Here is a 14,208-nt window from a genome sequence, read left to right as displayed (position 1 = left end):
AACTAGCTACTGGGGGTAATTAGGTAATGCGTTCAAATAAGTTGTGTATGATTTTGGCGGTCGCTCCCCAAAGGAGTCCCTGCTCAGTCATCTTGCCGTTCACGGTGATGGTTCGATGTTTGACAGGCACTTGGAGCTGAGACCAATTAGATGGTTTCATTGCTTCTTCTATAGAAATCAAGAAGGTAGCTTCAACTTCACCTGGATTGGGTGTTATGGATAGCGGCCAATTCAACGTGGCAATAACTGGACTGATTGAGAATCCAGTGGCTGTATCTATGGGCTCGATTTGGCCCAGAATCGTTACATTTTCTACTGGTATGTCCAGTTCTTCGTGACATTCTCTAAGCGCAGTGTGAACAACCGACAGGTCATCAGGGTCCACTTTTCCGCCTGGAAAACAGATTTGACCGGGGTGATGTTTGAGATAAGTTGGGCGTTTGCACAGCAATAAATGGGCTTGTTCGTCAATATTTACGACAGGTACTAATACGGCACTTTGGCGTAGCTTCATGGGAGGATATGAATGTACTCCACCTTGTGAGTAGAGCAAAAATCGAGACACAAATTCTGCAAATCGCAATCGCTTCTCCTGTTATAAACGCACTTTACTTTAGTACAGGCAAGATTTTATTGACCTTATGTAACGTTTCTTCGTACTCGCTTTGGCACTCGGAATCAACAACAATACCGCCGCCAGCCCAACAATATAGTTTATTGTTGGTTGCGATAAGCGTGCGGATAGTAATTGACGTATCCATCTTACCACAGGCGCTAACATAGCCGATTGCACCACAATAAATGCTTCGACGATGCGGCTCAAGCTCTTCAATGATTTCCATTGCCCTAATTTTTGGAGCACCTGTAATAGAACCACCTGGAAACGCAGCAAACAATTGGTCGATAGGGGTAAAGCCCTCAGCAAGCATGGAAGTAACGGTACTTACTAAATGGTGTACAGCAGGAAAACTTTCAATAGCAAACAAGCTCGGCACTTCAACACTACCTGGTTTGGCAACTTTACCTAAATCGTTTCTTAGCAAGTCGACTATCATAACATTCTCAGCTTGGTCTTTTGGTGATTGTCGTAATTGCTCCGAAAGTGCTTGGTCTTCTTGAGGTGTTTTGCCGCGCGGTAAAGTGCCCTTAATGGGTTTGGTTTCGACTTTTCGATCATCAACTTTGATAAATCGCTCAGGTGAAACAGACAACACACAGCCTTTAGGATGATTAATAAAAGCAGAAAATGGCGCTTGATTTGACGCGCGTAATTTTCGATAGGCAAGCCAAGGTGAACCGCCAAAAACTGCGTTGAACCGCTGTGCTAAATTAATTTGGTAACAATCACCGCTGCGCAAGTACGCTTGAATTGCCTCGAATCGTGCTTGGTAGTCATTGAATTGCAGGTTAGACGTCCATGATGACGAAAGTTGGAATGACGCGTGGTTTGTTTCAGCGTGCAACTGTGACATAAAGCGCGCCAAACGATTGGTCTTCGGTTGGTGTACGTAAAACCATTTCTGTTCAACGTGACTGAAGATTAATGCATCAGGATAAAGGCCCACAGACATATCTGGGAAATCAATATCACGCTCGGCGAGCTCGGGCATTTTTTCGAAATATCGACCTAGGTCATAACAGAAATGGCCAACCCAGCCGCCACCAAAGGGCAAAGAAGAGCGATTGCTCGAACAATAGCGTGAAAGTAGCTCGTTCATTGCTGAGTGAACGTTGACTATTTCTTCATCATCGCTATAGAACCTGCCTTGGTTGGCTGTTATAACGTGTTCCGGCCACGATACGATGATGTCAAATTGACTATTTGAGTGTGACGCACCGGCTGAATCGAGTAATACCGCGTAAGGAAGCGCGGCAAAATGATCAAAACAATCGTCCGTAGATAGCGAAATGTCTAATGGGATTACTTGGATGTGCTCATTTATCATTTACTTCAACCCGAAAACTAGCTCGAAACGGGCGAGGAGGGTATCATAAATACACCGTTTACCATAGTAGTGACAGTCATCTGTTCAATTCGCTACTGTGGAAGTTTAACTCAAGCGTCATTGGTACAAGTTACTTGACCAAATGTCGGCAATTAAGGAATCGATATGAGCGTTATTCGTCAGCAAGATTTTATCGACAGCATTGAAGATGCACTTCAGTACATCTCATACTATCACCCTCTCGACTTTGTCCAAGCGTTAGAAAAAGCATACAACAAAGAACAAAGCAAAGCGGCGAAAGACGCAATTGCCCAAATTTTGATTAACTCGCGTATGTCTGCCGAAGGTCGTCGTCCACTTTGTCAAGATACGGGAATTGTAACGTGTTTCGTGAAAATCGGTATGGACGTAAAGTGGGATAAAACAGACCTTACTGTTCAACAAATGGTTGATGAAGGTACTCGCCGCGCATATTTAAATCCAAACAACCCGCTGCGTGCATCTATTGTTGCTGATCCTGCTGGTAGTCGTAAAAACACGAAAGACAATACGCCTTCAGTTGTACACATCGATATGGTGCCTGGTGCTGAAGTTGAAGTGATGATTGCAGCGAAAGGCGGCGGTTCTGAAAACAAAACTAAAATGGTTATGCTTAACCCTTCTGATGACGTTGCCGAGTGGGTTGAAAAAACATTGCCATTGATGGGCGCAGGCTGGTGTCCACCAGGTATGCTCGGCATAGGTATTGGCGGTACTGCAGAAAAAGCAGCGGTACTTGCTAAAGAGTCTTTAATGGACCCTGTTGATATCCATGAGTTGATGGAGCGTGGTGCAGAAACGGCGGAAGAAAAGCTTCGTCTTGAAATCTATGAGCGCGCAAACAAGTTAGGCATTGGTGCTCAAGGTCTTGGAGGTTTAACTACGGTCGTCGACGTAAAAATCAAAACGGCACCGACACACGCCGCATCTAAACCTGTTGTGATGATCCCGAACTGTGCTGCAACTCGCCATGTTCACTTCACGCTTGATGGCTCAGGTCCTGCGAATCTTGAAGCACCGAAAGTTGAAGATTGGCCAGAGCTCACATTTGAAGTGGGTGCAGATACACGCCGTGTGAACCTAGATACGCTAACAAAAGAAGATACGCTCGATTGGAAGATGGGCGAGACGGTACTTCTTACTGGTAAAATCCTAACGGGTCGTGATGCTGCGCATAAACGTCTTCAAGATATGATTAACTCAGGTCAAGGGTTGCCTGAAGGTGTCGATTTCGACAATAAGTTTATCTATTACGTAGGACCAGTTGATGCGGTAGGTAATGAAGCCGTAGGTCCGGCAGGCCCAACAACAGCGACTCGTATGGACAAGTTCACAGACATGATGCTTGAAAAAACGGGCATTATCGGCATGATAGGTAAAGCAGAGCGCGGTCCAGCAACAGTTGAATCGATTAAACAAAACAAATCTATCTACCTTATGGCTGTAGGTGGTGCGGCTTATCTTGTATCTAAAGCTATCAAAAAAGCGCGTGTTGTGGCCTTTGAAGATTTAGGTATGGAGGCAATCTACGAATTTGAAGTAGAAGATATGCCAGTGACGGTGGCTGTAGACAGCGATGGTAACAATGCTCACACCGCAGGCCCTGCAATTTGGAAAGCGAAAATCGAAGAATTAGACGAAAAACTTCGCTAATAAACGACTTTTATCAGCGCGGCAATGTCCGCGCTTTTTTGTACAAATAATCTTACAAAACACTGTTCGTTTACGTAAACGTAAACAAGTCATACCTGAACGCTAAATTTCTTAGTTAAAAATCTCTTTCGAAATAATCAATGAAGACTAGTTAATTTGTAATATTCAATAAGCTTGCATTAATAATTTCATTTTTCTTTTTTAGGGGGATTTATCATCTCATTTTGTGGCGAGAGAGAACAGTTAATGTTAGAGTCATCGGAATTTCAGCGCTACCCTCAGGGTATTACATTTCGGAGAACAAGAAAGTGGCTGTATTTAACCAAGTTGAATTTGATAATCATGAACAAGTCGTGTTTTGTAGCGACGAACAATCAGGCTTAAAAGCGATTATTGCAGTACACAGTACTGCGTTAGGTCCAGCAGTCGGTGGATGTCGCTTGTGGAACTACGCAACAGATGATGAAGCGATTGTTGACGTTCTTCGTTTATCAAAAGGCATGACCTACAAGAATGCAGTTGCTCGTTTACCGTTTGGTGGTGGTAAATCGGTTATTATCGGTGACGCAAAGTCGATTAAGTCCGAAGAGCTTTTCCGAGCATTCGGTCGTCACCTTGAGCGCTTGGGTGGTTCTTACTATTCTGCTGAAGACGTAAACATCACTACGGGCGATGTGATGATGATGCACAAAGAGACGAATTATGTGTTAGGTCTTGAAGGTAAAAGTGGCAACCCATCACCTTATACCGCATTAGGTACTTTTTTGGGTATTAAAGCTGCGCTTCAACATAAACACGGTAATCAAGACATCAAAGGCCTGAAAGTGGCGGTGCAAGGTCTAGGTGCAGTTGCATATGGTTTGTGTAAATATTTACATGAAGCAGGAGCGGAGCTGTTTGTTACTGATATCAATCAAGCTTCAATTGACCGTGTAGTAACAGAATTCGGCGCGACTGCGGTTGGTATCGATGAAATCTATGATTTAGATGTTGATGTGTATGCGCCTTGTGCATTGGGTGCAACACTCAATGATAATACTATCCCACGCATTAAAGCTAAAATCATCGCTGGTTGTGCAAATAACCAGTTAGCGGCTTCTCGTCACGGCGATATTCTGCGCGACAATAATGTTCTATACGCACCAGATTATGTCATCAATGCGGGTGGAATCATTAACGTGTATTATGAAACAAACCCTGAAGGCTATAATGAGGCGAAGTCAATCAAGCACGTTGAAGGCATTTACGATACGTTACTTGAGATCTTCAAACGCGCAGATGAAGAGAATAAGTCGACGCATCATATTGCGGATGAATTAGCGCGTGAAATCATCGCAAACGGTTTATAAAATTCCAAAATAGACGTTATTCTTTGGGCACTGAATGTGCCCATTTTTATTTTTACAATGTCTCAACTCACCGAAATTGACCTAAACAGTTGGTCCAGAAAAGAACACTTCAACTTTTTTAACGAATTTGCACAGCCTTACTTTAATGTTTGTGTTTCGCTAAATATGAAACCGCTGTATCAGTATTGTAAGTCTCACTCAATTTCTTTCAGTTCTGCCTATGTTCACGCGCTCGGTCAGGCGATTAACGACTATGAGCCAATGCGAATGCGGATCAAAGATAATAAGCCCGTTATTTGTGACACAGTAGAGCAGAGCATCGTTACACTCGCTGATGACGAAACCTTTCGTTTTGTGACCGTATCCACGGAAATGACTTTGGAAGATTTTGACAAAATGCTCAAAATTCAGAAGTCGATAGTGCATAACGAAGTACTGTTCAGCGAACGGGTGATGACAAATGAAAAGCGCCTCGATGTAAGCCATGTATCTATTTTGCCATGGTTAAATTTTAGTGCTTTCTCTCATGCAAGCAATTTTGGAAAGTCTACTGGTATCCCAAAATGTGTATTTGGTGGATACAACATCGAAACTGGTCTAACCCCTTTGTCAATCGATGTTCATCATGCATTAATGGATGGGCTTCATGTTGCAAAATTTGTCGATAAATTGCAGAAAAAACTGGATGAAATACGGGTAAATGACTAAAACTATGGTTTCGTAGGTTAAATATCGAACGAAATAGCTTGTTGCAATATCTCATATAAATAAAAAAAATAAAATCAAGAAAGCGATATAAAACATATGGTTGCTTAGGTTTGTTTAGATTTAATGTTTAAGTTACATCAGCAGTGTAATTTGTAATTAAATGTAAACAATAGAGGTAAAAGGTACGTCACTAGTGGGGTTGTTAAGATTCTTGCTGTGCTACAATGTTAATATAATGTTTTTTTTGAATTTAATACAGAAACTTGCCTTAAAATTGTTTCGCAGGTTAAGTTGACACGGGCTAAGCCTTTTAGCATTATTGGAGGGTTGATATCTCCCAAAAGATATCAGGGTTGCCCCTAGATAAGGGGTGATAAAATTATAAAAGTAACATTACTTAATTGGTTGGGAACTATGTCTGTTAAAATCAGAAAGAGTCTTGTAGCTTCTGCGTTGGTTGGCGCATTTGCACTTGCAAGCAGCAATGTGATGGCAGATCCGTTGAAAGACGTACAAAACGTAGGTCAGCAAATTCAAGCGGACGCTAAAAAATCTCAAGAAAAAGTTGATAACTTATACGGTCAATCTCAAGAGCTAGTCGCTGAATTCCGTGCGACAATTGACGAGACTGAACTTTTGAAAGTTTACAATGACCACGTAGCTCGTTTGGTAGCTGACCAAAATGCTGGTATCGAGTCTTTTGATCGTCAAATCGCTGAAGTAGACAAGACTAAACAAAATGTTGTGCCTTTGATGTATCGCATGATTGATACTCTCGAGCAATTCATCAAAGCGGACATTCCGTTTGACACTGACGTTCGCCTTGGCCGCGTAGAAAAGTTACGTGAGTTAATGGTTAACTCAAAAGTAACTACGTCTGAAAAGTACCGTCAAGTACTTGAAGCGTACACAATCGAAACTTCTTACGGTTCTGCGATTGCTCCATCACAAGGTTCTTTACAAATCGATGGTAAGAACATCAACGTTGACTTCGCACGTTTAGGCCGTGTTGCTTACGTTGCACAGTCTTTCGACTTAAAACACGCTTGGGTTTGGAACAACAAAACTAAGACGTGGGACGCGTTAAGTGATGAGTACCTTAAGCCTATCAAAGATATGATCCGTATTGCTCGTAACCAAGCAGCACCTGATCTTGTTAAACTACCTGTCTTTGGCGCGGAGTAATCAATAATGAAGAAACTATTTAAAGGCTTTGCTGTTGCTGCAGCGCTTTCTGTTTCAGCTGGCGCCGCGTTAAACGCACACGCTAATACACAAGAGCTTGACAAGATTTTAGAACAAGTTAAGCAACAACGTATCTCTGAAGGCAAGCTTAACAAAGCTCGTGAACAAGAGTTCCTATCAGCTAAAGCTGACAAACAAGCGCTTTACAACAAAGCAAAACGTGATTTTGCAGCTGAGCAAGCTCGTGGTGAAGCACTTAAAAAGCAATTCGCACAAAACGAAATCACACTAGCAGAAAAAGAAACTGCACTAGAGAACGCAAAAGGTACTCTTGGTGAAATGTTCGGTGTTGTTCGTCGTTCAGCTTCTGAAGCAATCGGTTCAATCGAAGCTTCAATCGTAAGTGCTGAAAAACCTGGACGCGCTGAAGTACTTCGTTCACTTGCGGCAGCTAAAGAGCTACCAACAGTTCGTGAACTTGAAGAGCTTTGGATTGCATTCCAAACTGAAATGACTGAATCAGCTAAAGTATCTAAATTCCAAGCGGAAGTTGCAGAACTTAGCGGTGAAGTAAAAACTAAAGAAATTACACGTGTTGGTAACTTCAACCTAGTGACTAAAGATGGCTATGTTTACTACTCAGCAGAAACTAAGTCAATCCAACCACTTGGTAAACAACCAGATGGTTACGTACTAGACACAGTAACAGCACTAATCAATGCACCAGCAGGTCAAGTAACACCTTTCTACTTAGACCCTACACGTGGCGCAATCTTACGTCTTAACACTCAACGTGCTACGACTGAAGAGCGTTGGCACCAAGGTGACACGGTTGGTTACATCATCACTGCATTGCTAGTCGTTGGTGCGCTAATCGCGTTAGTACGTTTCCTTGACCTTATGTTAGTTACGGCGAAAATCCGTTCTCAAATGAAGAACATCAACACGCCAAACACGAACAACCCACTTGGTCGTATCTTGAAAGTGTACCATGACAACAAGAATCAAGACGTTGAAAACCTTGAGCTTAAGCTTGACGAAGCAATCCTACGTGAAACTCCACGTATCGATGCTGGTATCAACATCATCAAGATCCTTGCTGCTATCGCACCATTACTAGGTCTTCTAGGTACGGTTGTTGGTATGATCATGACGTTCGAATCAATCACACTATTCGGTACGGGCGATCCGAAGATCATGGCAGGTAACATCTCTCTAGCACTTGTTACAACCGCTCTAGGTCTAATCGCAGCACTACCACTAATCCTACTACACGCTATCGTTTCTGGCCGTAGTAAAGCAGTTCTACACATCCTAGATGAGCAAAGCGCTGGTATCATCGCATCTCACGCGGAGAAGGAGAGAGCATAATGTTAGTCCTGATGGAGATTTGGGAATCTATCAGGGATTTTGTTGCTACAGGCGGCGATGTTTTATACGTAGTCGCGATAGCACTCTTTCTAATGTGGGTATTAATGATTGAGCGCTATTGGTTCTTACTAGGCGAATTTCCAAAAATGCAAAAGGAAATAGTCGCCAAGTGGGACGCCCGCCAAGACACTACGTCTTGGTACGCACACAGAATCCGCGAAGCATGGATTTCTGAAGCGTCTGAAAAATTAGATGAGCGTATGTTGATTATCAAAACATTGGTTGCAATGTGTCCATTAATCGGCTTACTAGGTACAGTAACGGGTATGATCACAGTTTTCGAAACTATGGCTACTCAAGGTACAGGTAACGCACGTATGATGGCATCAGGCATTTCAATGGCAACGGTACCAACAATGGCTGGAATGGTTGCGGCACTATCTGGTGTTTTCTTTAGCACGCGTCTTGAAGCAAGAGCGAAAATGGCTAAAGAAAAACTAGTAGATAGCTTGCCACATCACTAGAGAGAGATAATTTTATGGCACGTAAACAACGTTTTCGTGAAGCAGAAGAAGCAGCAGTTGATATGACGCCGATGCTTGACATCGTATTCATCATGCTAATTTTCTTTATCGTAACTACATCGTTCGTTAAAGAAGCTGGTATTGAAGTGAATAAGCCGAAAGCTGCTCAAGCACAAAACACTAAAAACGCAAACATCTTTATCGCGATTCGCGGTAATGGTGAAATCTGGATGGATAAGCGCCAAGTTGATGTTGAGCGTGTTAGTGCAAACTTGGAAAGTATCCTTGCTGAACAACCAACTGAAACAGTTATTATCCAAGCGGATAAAGATGCTAAACACGGTGTAGTTGTGAAAGTAATGGATCAGATTAAAGCTACAGGCGACAATCTTAAGATTTCAATCGCTGGAGATAAGTAATGATTCGTTTTCTGTTTTCACTTTTAACAGGTGGGGCAGTTACTTTCGGCTTGTTCTTCTTTATGGCGTACCTAATCTCCGGTGGAGCTGACCGTGCGCAAGATACTAAAGAACAGATTGTAGTCGAAATTTTGACGAATCCGCCTGAATCACAGGTGCAGGAGCGGAAGCGGGTACCACCGCCGCCGCCACCTCCACCAAAGCAGCCGCCTAAACCGCAGCCACCACAACCAGATAATGCTGACCCAACGCCAGGTGCACTGACGTTCAATATGGGTTCTATCAATATCGGCGGTAGTGCTGGTGGTATCAGTGGACCTGGAGCTTTCGGACGTGACGGTGACGCAACACCTATCGTACGTATCGAGCCGAAGTATCCAATTGAAGCTGCGCGTGATGGTAAGGAAGGTTGGGTACAACTTTCATTTACTATCAACGAACTAGGTGGCGTAGACGATGTTGAAGTAATCAACGCCGAACCTAAGCGTATTTTCGACCGTGAAGCAATTCGTGCGCTTCGCAAATGGAAATATAGACCGAAAGTTGAAGATGGTAAGCCAGTGAAACAGTTTGGCATCCAAGTTCAACTAGACTTTAAACTTAACCAAGGCAATTAAGGAGGCAGGTATGAAGCAATTTTCTAAAGCAACCGCACTTGCACTTCTTCTATCGATCTCTGGTTCAGTTGTTTCGACAGCTGTACTTGCTGAGCCTGATTACGCGAAAATTGAAGAGCGTAAGAAAGCGAAGACTAAGATCATGGGCGAACGCGTTGGTAAGAAAGTCGTTAAGGCGTTTGAGCTTTACAACGAAGACAAAATCGACGAAGCAATTACCCTATTGCGTGACATCGAAGCTTCTGACGATTACGACAAAGCGACGGTTGACCGTTATTTAGGTCAGTTATTAGCTCAAAAAGAGCAAATGTCAGACGCGGCGAAGTACATCGCTCAAGCTATTAAGCCTGAAGCGCTGAACTTCAAAGACCAAGCAGATACAATGAAGCTTTACGGCGATTTGTTGATGGGCTTAGAGCGCTACGATGAAGCGATCAAAGCTTACAATGCTTGGATGGACTATTCTGGTGATCAAGACCCGAAAGTTTTCGCACTGGTGGCTCAAGCGTATTTTCAGTTGAAAAACTACAACTCAGTAGTTAAGAACGCTGATAAAGCAATTGAACTAAGTAAAGAAAAGCCTGTTAAAGACTTTTACCAGCTGAAAGTTGGTGCGTACTTTGAACTTAAGCAATACAAAAACCTTGTTGAAGTAGCTGAAACAATGGTTAAAGTATTCCCTGAAGATGCAAAAGTATGGACTAACCTTGGTCGTTTCTACATGCAAACTGAAGAGTTCCAAAAGGGCTTAACGGTAATGCAAGTTGCATACAACAAAGGTTACATCGAGACAGAAACAGACTACAAAGTTTTGGCGAGTTATTACTCATTAGTAGACATTCCTTGGAAGGCTGCTAAATACTACGAACAATTTATCAATGAAGGTAAAGTAAAACGTACGAAGCCAAACGTGTCGGCATTAGCAAGCTACTATCATGCTGCAAAGCATATTAAAGAAGCTGCTAAGTACTATGAAGAAGCTGCTAAGTTCGATAACGACTCAGAGCTTTACCGTAGAGCTGGTGCATTACTTGTTGAGCTGCAAAGTTATCCTGCTGCAATTGAGCGCTTAAACAAAGCTTTAGAATTAGGTTCTACTAAGAAAGGATCTATCTATAGCTCGTTAGCAGAAGCTTACTTATATCAAGATAAGTATAAGCAAGCTTATGAAGCGATCTTAAAAGCACAAGATGACCCGTCAACGGTGAAATTTGCTAAGAGCTGGGCTGGCTTTATCAAAGATAAAGCGCAGCGTAAAGGCGTTTCCTTAAAGTAATTTAAGGTCAGAAAAAAGCCCCGAAAGGGGCTTTTTTGTTAGGATTTACATGAAAAGATTGAGTTTATTTACTGCAGTTTGTTTCGGTTTGTTCTTAACAGCTTGCACACAAGAGCAAGTAGTTATATCTAAAGATGATTTAAGGAAAGAGTTTGTTTCATTAAATCAAGCGCTACGTAGTCTAGACTCGTCACAACTATTGCCCGCGGAGATTCCATTTGGCGAAAACTATTTAAAGTCTCGTCACCAATTATTAAAGCGTGGAATGGCGCAACAGGAAGATTCAGAGCTTAATTATCTTATGATCTCCGAACGATTTCCCGAGCGTTACCTTCCTTGGCCGATCCAAAGTGACTTAGACAGCACAGTTTTATCTTGGTCTGAGTCAAAACAGAACGAATGGTTTGCGTTTGTACTGGCAAGACTTAAAAACGCACAAGAAAGTAAAATCCGCTTGTCGTCATTAGAACAGCGTTATCTAGTTCAGTTTTTATCGAACTGGCCCTCAGTGAGTGCGGAAAAAGTAGAACTCTTGAATTACCTCAGTGACTATAAACCGCGTACCCGTCTTGGTATGGACCAGCTCCCAAATGGCAGCGAATGGTATCAAAGTAAACTGAACTATTTTGGTGGAAGTGTTGAAAAGCCATTGAATTGGATGCAACTTTTAACCATTAAACTCGGCGAGTCTGACGAGGTGAAAGCGATTTCTCTCGACTATCAAAATATTAAAACATCGCTAGCCGAACAATTTTTAGCATTGCGTTGCAAACCACAGAATGGATTTGACTGGCAATACCATTATGTTCATCTCGTTAATACGGTGACTAGCTGCAGTTTCGAAATGACGACGGTTGAGCGTCAATATTGGCTTACACTCATGTTACTCGATGTCGGCATGCATTATCAGGGGTGGACAACTCAATTGGCGGAACAGTATTTACGTTCAAGAATTGACGGTGATGATGACGTTATTGAGGCTATTTTACAGCACGTATCTTTGTATCCCGCGAGTGTTTTTGTATTCTGGAGTAGTTTATAAAGAATAACAAAAAAGCCAGCTTAGCTGGCTTTTTTGGTGCTACAGCTCATACATCGTTGGCTCGCTGCATCGTGCTCTAGTAACGATTGATCGATTGCTTGCTCACAGTCACAACAATAGCCAAATTGCCCTATGTCTATTTGGCAAAGTGCGGCTTCAAGTTGCACCAACCGATTGTAACGTGGAAGATGTTCAGGACTTAACTGATTCGCAGCTAAGTCGAGCCACTCCGTCGGGGATGCGTTTTCAAGTGAATGAACAAGCGTGGACATAAATTCGTTTTCCGAATTTTTGAGCTCATTCAAAAACGCGTTACGCAAGGAGTCTAACTCCAGCTCCAGCTTGCGTTTAAATATTAAAGTCTGATTATCTTTCATGTTAGCTCTCCTGTGAGCTTTCATTATGAAAGATCTTTATTCCCTCGCTATGATTTGAATCAACTCATTGTCTACTTAGTTGAGATTCCAACGCTTCAATTACCTCGTCTTTTTTGTGCATTAGACGTATCTGAGTAAAGAGTTCAGAGGCTTCAGGATATTGTCGTTTCAAGTACACTAACCACTGTTTTATTCGAGATGAAAAATAGTGAGGGGTGTGATGCGGTAATAATTCTCTCGATGACTCAAGGATGAGGTGCAATACGTCAGCCCAAACAATGGGTTGATATGGTTGATTATTGAGCGTGGCTTTAATCTCTGCAGCGAGGTCAGGTCGAGCAAGTGCTCCACGACCTATCATGATGTCCTCACAACTACTTCGTGCTTGACAGGCGAATGCATCATCCACTGTCCATATCTCACCATTTGCAATGACAGGCATAGAGAGATTGGCTTTCAGAGGTGGGATCTTTTCCCAATACGCTGGAGGGCTGTAACCGTCACGTTTAGTCCTTGCATGGATCACTAAAGAAGAAGCGCCAGCCTTTTGCACGGCATCGACAATCTCTTGGCTATTACTGTCATCATCGTAACCCAAGCGTATCTTTGCACTTACTTCATGCTCCGATGGAACATTGTCACGAACAGCTTTCACAATTTCGTATATTTGTTCTGGCTCTTTAAGTAAAACCGCGCCGCCTTTATTCTTATTTACTGTTTTTGCAGGACAGCCAAAATTCAAGTCTACGCCATGGGAGCCTAATAACACTGCTTTTCGTGCATTTGCCGCAAGTACTGAGGGATTCTGCCCCAATAATTGTATTCTAACCGGTGTCCCTGATGAGGTGTATCCGCCGTCAGCGAGTTCGGGGCAATTGCTCAAAAATTTTTTTCTAGGGAACGTAATATCAACTACGCGCAGAAATTCTGTCACGCATAAGTCATATCCACCTAGTTTTGTGAGTAATTTTCTCATTTGGAAGTCGACCACGCCTTCCATCGGTGCTAGTGTTATTTTCATTGCCGCTAAGGAAAATTCAAAGGGTGCGTAGTTTAACCGACCAAAGAATTTATTAGTTAGCAATTTTTTTTGAAAGTAGTTTTAAAGTCCCAAGGTCTATTAAACGAATCGTTATTACATTGACAGAGAGAGTCACTATGAACAGCTTAAAGAAAAATTCTATCGCATTAACACTTGGCGCAGTAGTTATAGGTACGGCCGGCTTAACTAGTTTAGAAGCGCAAGCGAATCCGTTTTCTATGGAAATGCTTACCGCAGGTTATCAGCTAGATGCTGGTGAAGGTAAATGCGGTGAGGGTAAGTGCGGAGAAAACAAAGGCGAGCACAAAGGTGATGAGCAGGGCAAACATAAAGGCGAAGAGAAAGGAAAGAAAGAAGGCAAATGTGGCGAAGGCAAATGCGGCGGCGACAAAGTTAAAAAAGAAGGTAAATGTGGCGAAGGCAAGTGTGGTGGCGACAAAGTTAAAAAAGAAGGTAAATGTGGCGAAGGCAAGTGTGGTGGCGACAAAGTTAAAAAAGAAGGCAAATGTGGCGAAGGCAAGTGCGGTGGCGACAAAGTAAAAAAAGAAGGTAAATGTGGTGAAGGTAAATGTGGCGGTGACAAAGCTAAAACCAAAAAAGAAGGAAAATGCGGCGAAGGTAAATGCGGTGGTAGTCACTAATTTCTAGTGAAGATATCTA

At 42.6% G+C, this 14,208-nt stretch carries 15 protein-coding genes; 11 read left to right on the top strand and 4 right to left on the bottom strand.

The genetic code is table 11. The annotated features are described in order from the left end of the window. Positions 1 to 19: 19 nt before the first annotated feature. Positions 20 to 583, bottom strand: coding sequence for a CoA pyrophosphatase (locus tag NI389_RS02905; protein ID WP_308361488.1), 564 nt, complete (start codon positions 581 to 583; stop codon positions 20 to 22). A 25-nt stretch (positions 584 to 608) separates the two neighbouring features. Next, positions 609 to 1,946, bottom strand: a complete 1,338-nt coding sequence (gene pabB, locus NI389_RS02900) for an aminodeoxychorismate synthase component I (RefSeq protein ID WP_308361487.1) — start codon at positions 1,944 to 1,946, stop codon at positions 609 to 611. 165 nt (positions 1,947 to 2,111) lie between these two features. On the opposite strand from pabB, the gene NI389_RS02895 reads away from it, so the two are divergent. The 10 genes from NI389_RS02895 to NI389_RS02850 all read left to right on the top strand — a co-directional run bounded on the left by NI389_RS02895 (position 2,112) and on the right by NI389_RS02850 (position 12,129). After that, positions 2,112 to 3,638, top strand: a complete 1,527-nt coding sequence (locus NI389_RS02895; protein WP_208843562.1) for a fumarate hydratase — start codon at positions 2,112 to 2,114, stop codon at positions 3,636 to 3,638. 308 nt (positions 3,639 to 3,946) lie between these two features. After that, positions 3,947 to 4,987 (top strand): Leu/Phe/Val dehydrogenase, encoded by a 1,041-nt coding sequence (locus NI389_RS02890; RefSeq protein ID WP_308361486.1) that lies wholly within the window; start codon positions 3,947 to 3,949, stop codon positions 4,985 to 4,987. A 57-nt stretch (positions 4,988 to 5,044) separates the two neighbouring features. Continuing rightward, positions 5,045 to 5,695, top strand: a complete 651-nt coding sequence (locus NI389_RS02885; protein WP_308362480.1) for a CatA-like O-acetyltransferase — start codon at positions 5,045 to 5,047, stop codon at positions 5,693 to 5,695. A 414-nt stretch (positions 5,696 to 6,109) separates the two neighbouring features. Beyond that, a complete protein-coding gene (locus NI389_RS02880; RefSeq protein WP_308361485.1) occupies positions 6,110 to 6,880 on the top strand; it encodes a DUF3450 domain-containing protein in 771 nt (256 codons plus the stop codon). 6 nt (positions 6,881 to 6,886) lie between these two features. Next, the gene (locus NI389_RS02875) at positions 6,887 to 8,251 is read left to right on the top strand and encodes a MotA/TolQ/ExbB proton channel family protein (protein ID WP_208843557.1); all 1,365 of its coding nucleotides are present in this window, start codon (positions 6,887 to 6,889) and stop codon (positions 8,249 to 8,251) included. Continuing rightward, positions 8,251 to 8,775 carry a MotA/TolQ/ExbB proton channel family protein gene (locus tag NI389_RS02870; protein WP_208843556.1) on the top strand — a complete coding sequence of 175 codons (525 nt, stop codon included), beginning with the start codon at positions 8,251 to 8,253 and terminating at the stop codon, positions 8,773 to 8,775. The genes NI389_RS02875 and NI389_RS02870 overlap by 1 nt, the downstream gene beginning before the upstream one ends. A gap of 14 nt (positions 8,776 to 8,789) precedes the next feature. Then, the gene (locus NI389_RS02865) at positions 8,790 to 9,194 is read left to right on the top strand and encodes an ExbD/TolR family protein (protein WP_208843555.1); all 405 of its coding nucleotides are present in this window, start codon (positions 8,790 to 8,792) and stop codon (positions 9,192 to 9,194) included. Continuing rightward, the gene (locus NI389_RS02860; RefSeq protein WP_208843554.1) at positions 9,194 to 9,811 is read left to right on the top strand and encodes an energy transducer TonB; all 618 of its coding nucleotides are present in this window, start codon (positions 9,194 to 9,196) and stop codon (positions 9,809 to 9,811) included. The genes NI389_RS02865 and NI389_RS02860 overlap by 1 nt, the downstream gene beginning before the upstream one ends. Before the next feature lie 10 nt (positions 9,812 to 9,821). After that, positions 9,822 to 11,087, top strand: coding sequence for a tetratricopeptide repeat protein (locus NI389_RS02855; RefSeq protein WP_308361484.1), 1,266 nt, complete (start codon positions 9,822 to 9,824; stop codon positions 11,085 to 11,087). 49 nt (positions 11,088 to 11,136) lie between these two features. Next, the gene (locus NI389_RS02850; RefSeq protein WP_308361483.1) at positions 11,137 to 12,129 is read left to right on the top strand and encodes a hypothetical protein; all 993 of its coding nucleotides are present in this window, start codon (positions 11,137 to 11,139) and stop codon (positions 12,127 to 12,129) included. A 20-nt stretch (positions 12,130 to 12,149) separates the two neighbouring features. Here NI389_RS02850 and NI389_RS02845 read toward each other — a convergent pair whose 3' ends face one another. Further along, the gene (locus NI389_RS02845; protein WP_308361482.1) at positions 12,150 to 12,506 is read right to left on the bottom strand and encodes a conjugal transfer protein TraR; all 357 of its coding nucleotides are present in this window, start codon (positions 12,504 to 12,506) and stop codon (positions 12,150 to 12,152) included. A gap of 64 nt (positions 12,507 to 12,570) precedes the next feature. Beyond that, positions 12,571 to 13,527, bottom strand: a complete 957-nt coding sequence (locus NI389_RS02840; RefSeq protein ID WP_308361481.1) for a tRNA-dihydrouridine synthase — start codon at positions 13,525 to 13,527, stop codon at positions 12,571 to 12,573. Positions 13,528 to 13,664: 137 nt separating this feature from the next. Between NI389_RS02840 and NI389_RS02835 the strand changes: the two genes are divergently transcribed. Continuing rightward, on the top strand, positions 13,665 to 14,189 hold the full coding sequence (locus tag NI389_RS02835; protein ID WP_308361480.1) for an HvfA family oxazolone/thioamide-modified RiPP metallophore: 525 nt from the start codon (positions 13,665 to 13,667) through the stop codon (positions 14,187 to 14,189). The last annotated feature ends 19 nt before the right edge of the window (positions 14,190 to 14,208 follow it).

Source organism: Pseudoalteromonas xiamenensis (assembly GCF_030994125.1).
Classification (GTDB): Bacteria; Pseudomonadota; Gammaproteobacteria; order Enterobacterales; family Alteromonadaceae; genus Pseudoalteromonas; species Pseudoalteromonas xiamenensis_B.
This window is presented reverse-complemented; position numbering and strand designations above follow the sequence as displayed.

What these genes read in the sequence shown, in the direction of transcription:
- pabB (WP_308361487.1), bottom strand. Translation starts at nt 1,946, where the DNA reads ATGATAAATGAGCACATCCAAGTAATCCCATTAGACATTTCGCTATCT.
- NI389_RS02895 (WP_208843562.1), top strand. Translation starts at nt 2,112, where the DNA reads ATGAGCGTTATTCGTCAGCAAGATTTTATCGACAGCATTGAAGATGCA.
- NI389_RS02885 (WP_308362480.1), top strand. Translation starts at nt 5,045, where the DNA reads ATGTCTCAACTCACCGAAATTGACCTAAACAGTTGGTCCAGAAAAGAA.
- NI389_RS02880 (WP_308361485.1), top strand. Translation starts at nt 6,110, where the DNA reads ATGTCTGTTAAAATCAGAAAGAGTCTTGTAGCTTCTGCGTTGGTTGGC.
- NI389_RS02875 (WP_208843557.1), top strand. Translation starts at nt 6,887, where the DNA reads ATGAAGAAACTATTTAAAGGCTTTGCTGTTGCTGCAGCGCTTTCTGTT.
- NI389_RS02870 (WP_208843556.1), top strand. Translation starts at nt 8,251, where the DNA reads ATGTTAGTCCTGATGGAGATTTGGGAATCTATCAGGGATTTTGTTGCT.
- NI389_RS02865 (WP_208843555.1), top strand. Translation starts at nt 8,790, where the DNA reads ATGGCACGTAAACAACGTTTTCGTGAAGCAGAAGAAGCAGCAGTTGAT.
- NI389_RS02860 (WP_208843554.1), top strand. Translation starts at nt 9,194, where the DNA reads ATGATTCGTTTTCTGTTTTCACTTTTAACAGGTGGGGCAGTTACTTTC.
- NI389_RS02855 (WP_308361484.1), top strand. Translation starts at nt 9,822, where the DNA reads ATGAAGCAATTTTCTAAAGCAACCGCACTTGCACTTCTTCTATCGATC.
- NI389_RS02850 (WP_308361483.1), top strand. Translation starts at nt 11,137, where the DNA reads ATGAAAAGATTGAGTTTATTTACTGCAGTTTGTTTCGGTTTGTTCTTA.
- NI389_RS02845 (WP_308361482.1), bottom strand. Translation starts at nt 12,506, where the DNA reads ATGAAAGATAATCAGACTTTAATATTTAAACGCAAGCTGGAGCTGGAG.
- NI389_RS02840 (WP_308361481.1), bottom strand. Translation starts at nt 13,527, where the DNA reads ATGAAAATAACACTAGCACCGATGGAAGGCGTGGTCGACTTCCAAATG.
- NI389_RS02835 (WP_308361480.1), top strand. Translation starts at nt 13,665, where the DNA reads ATGAACAGCTTAAAGAAAAATTCTATCGCATTAACACTTGGCGCAGTA.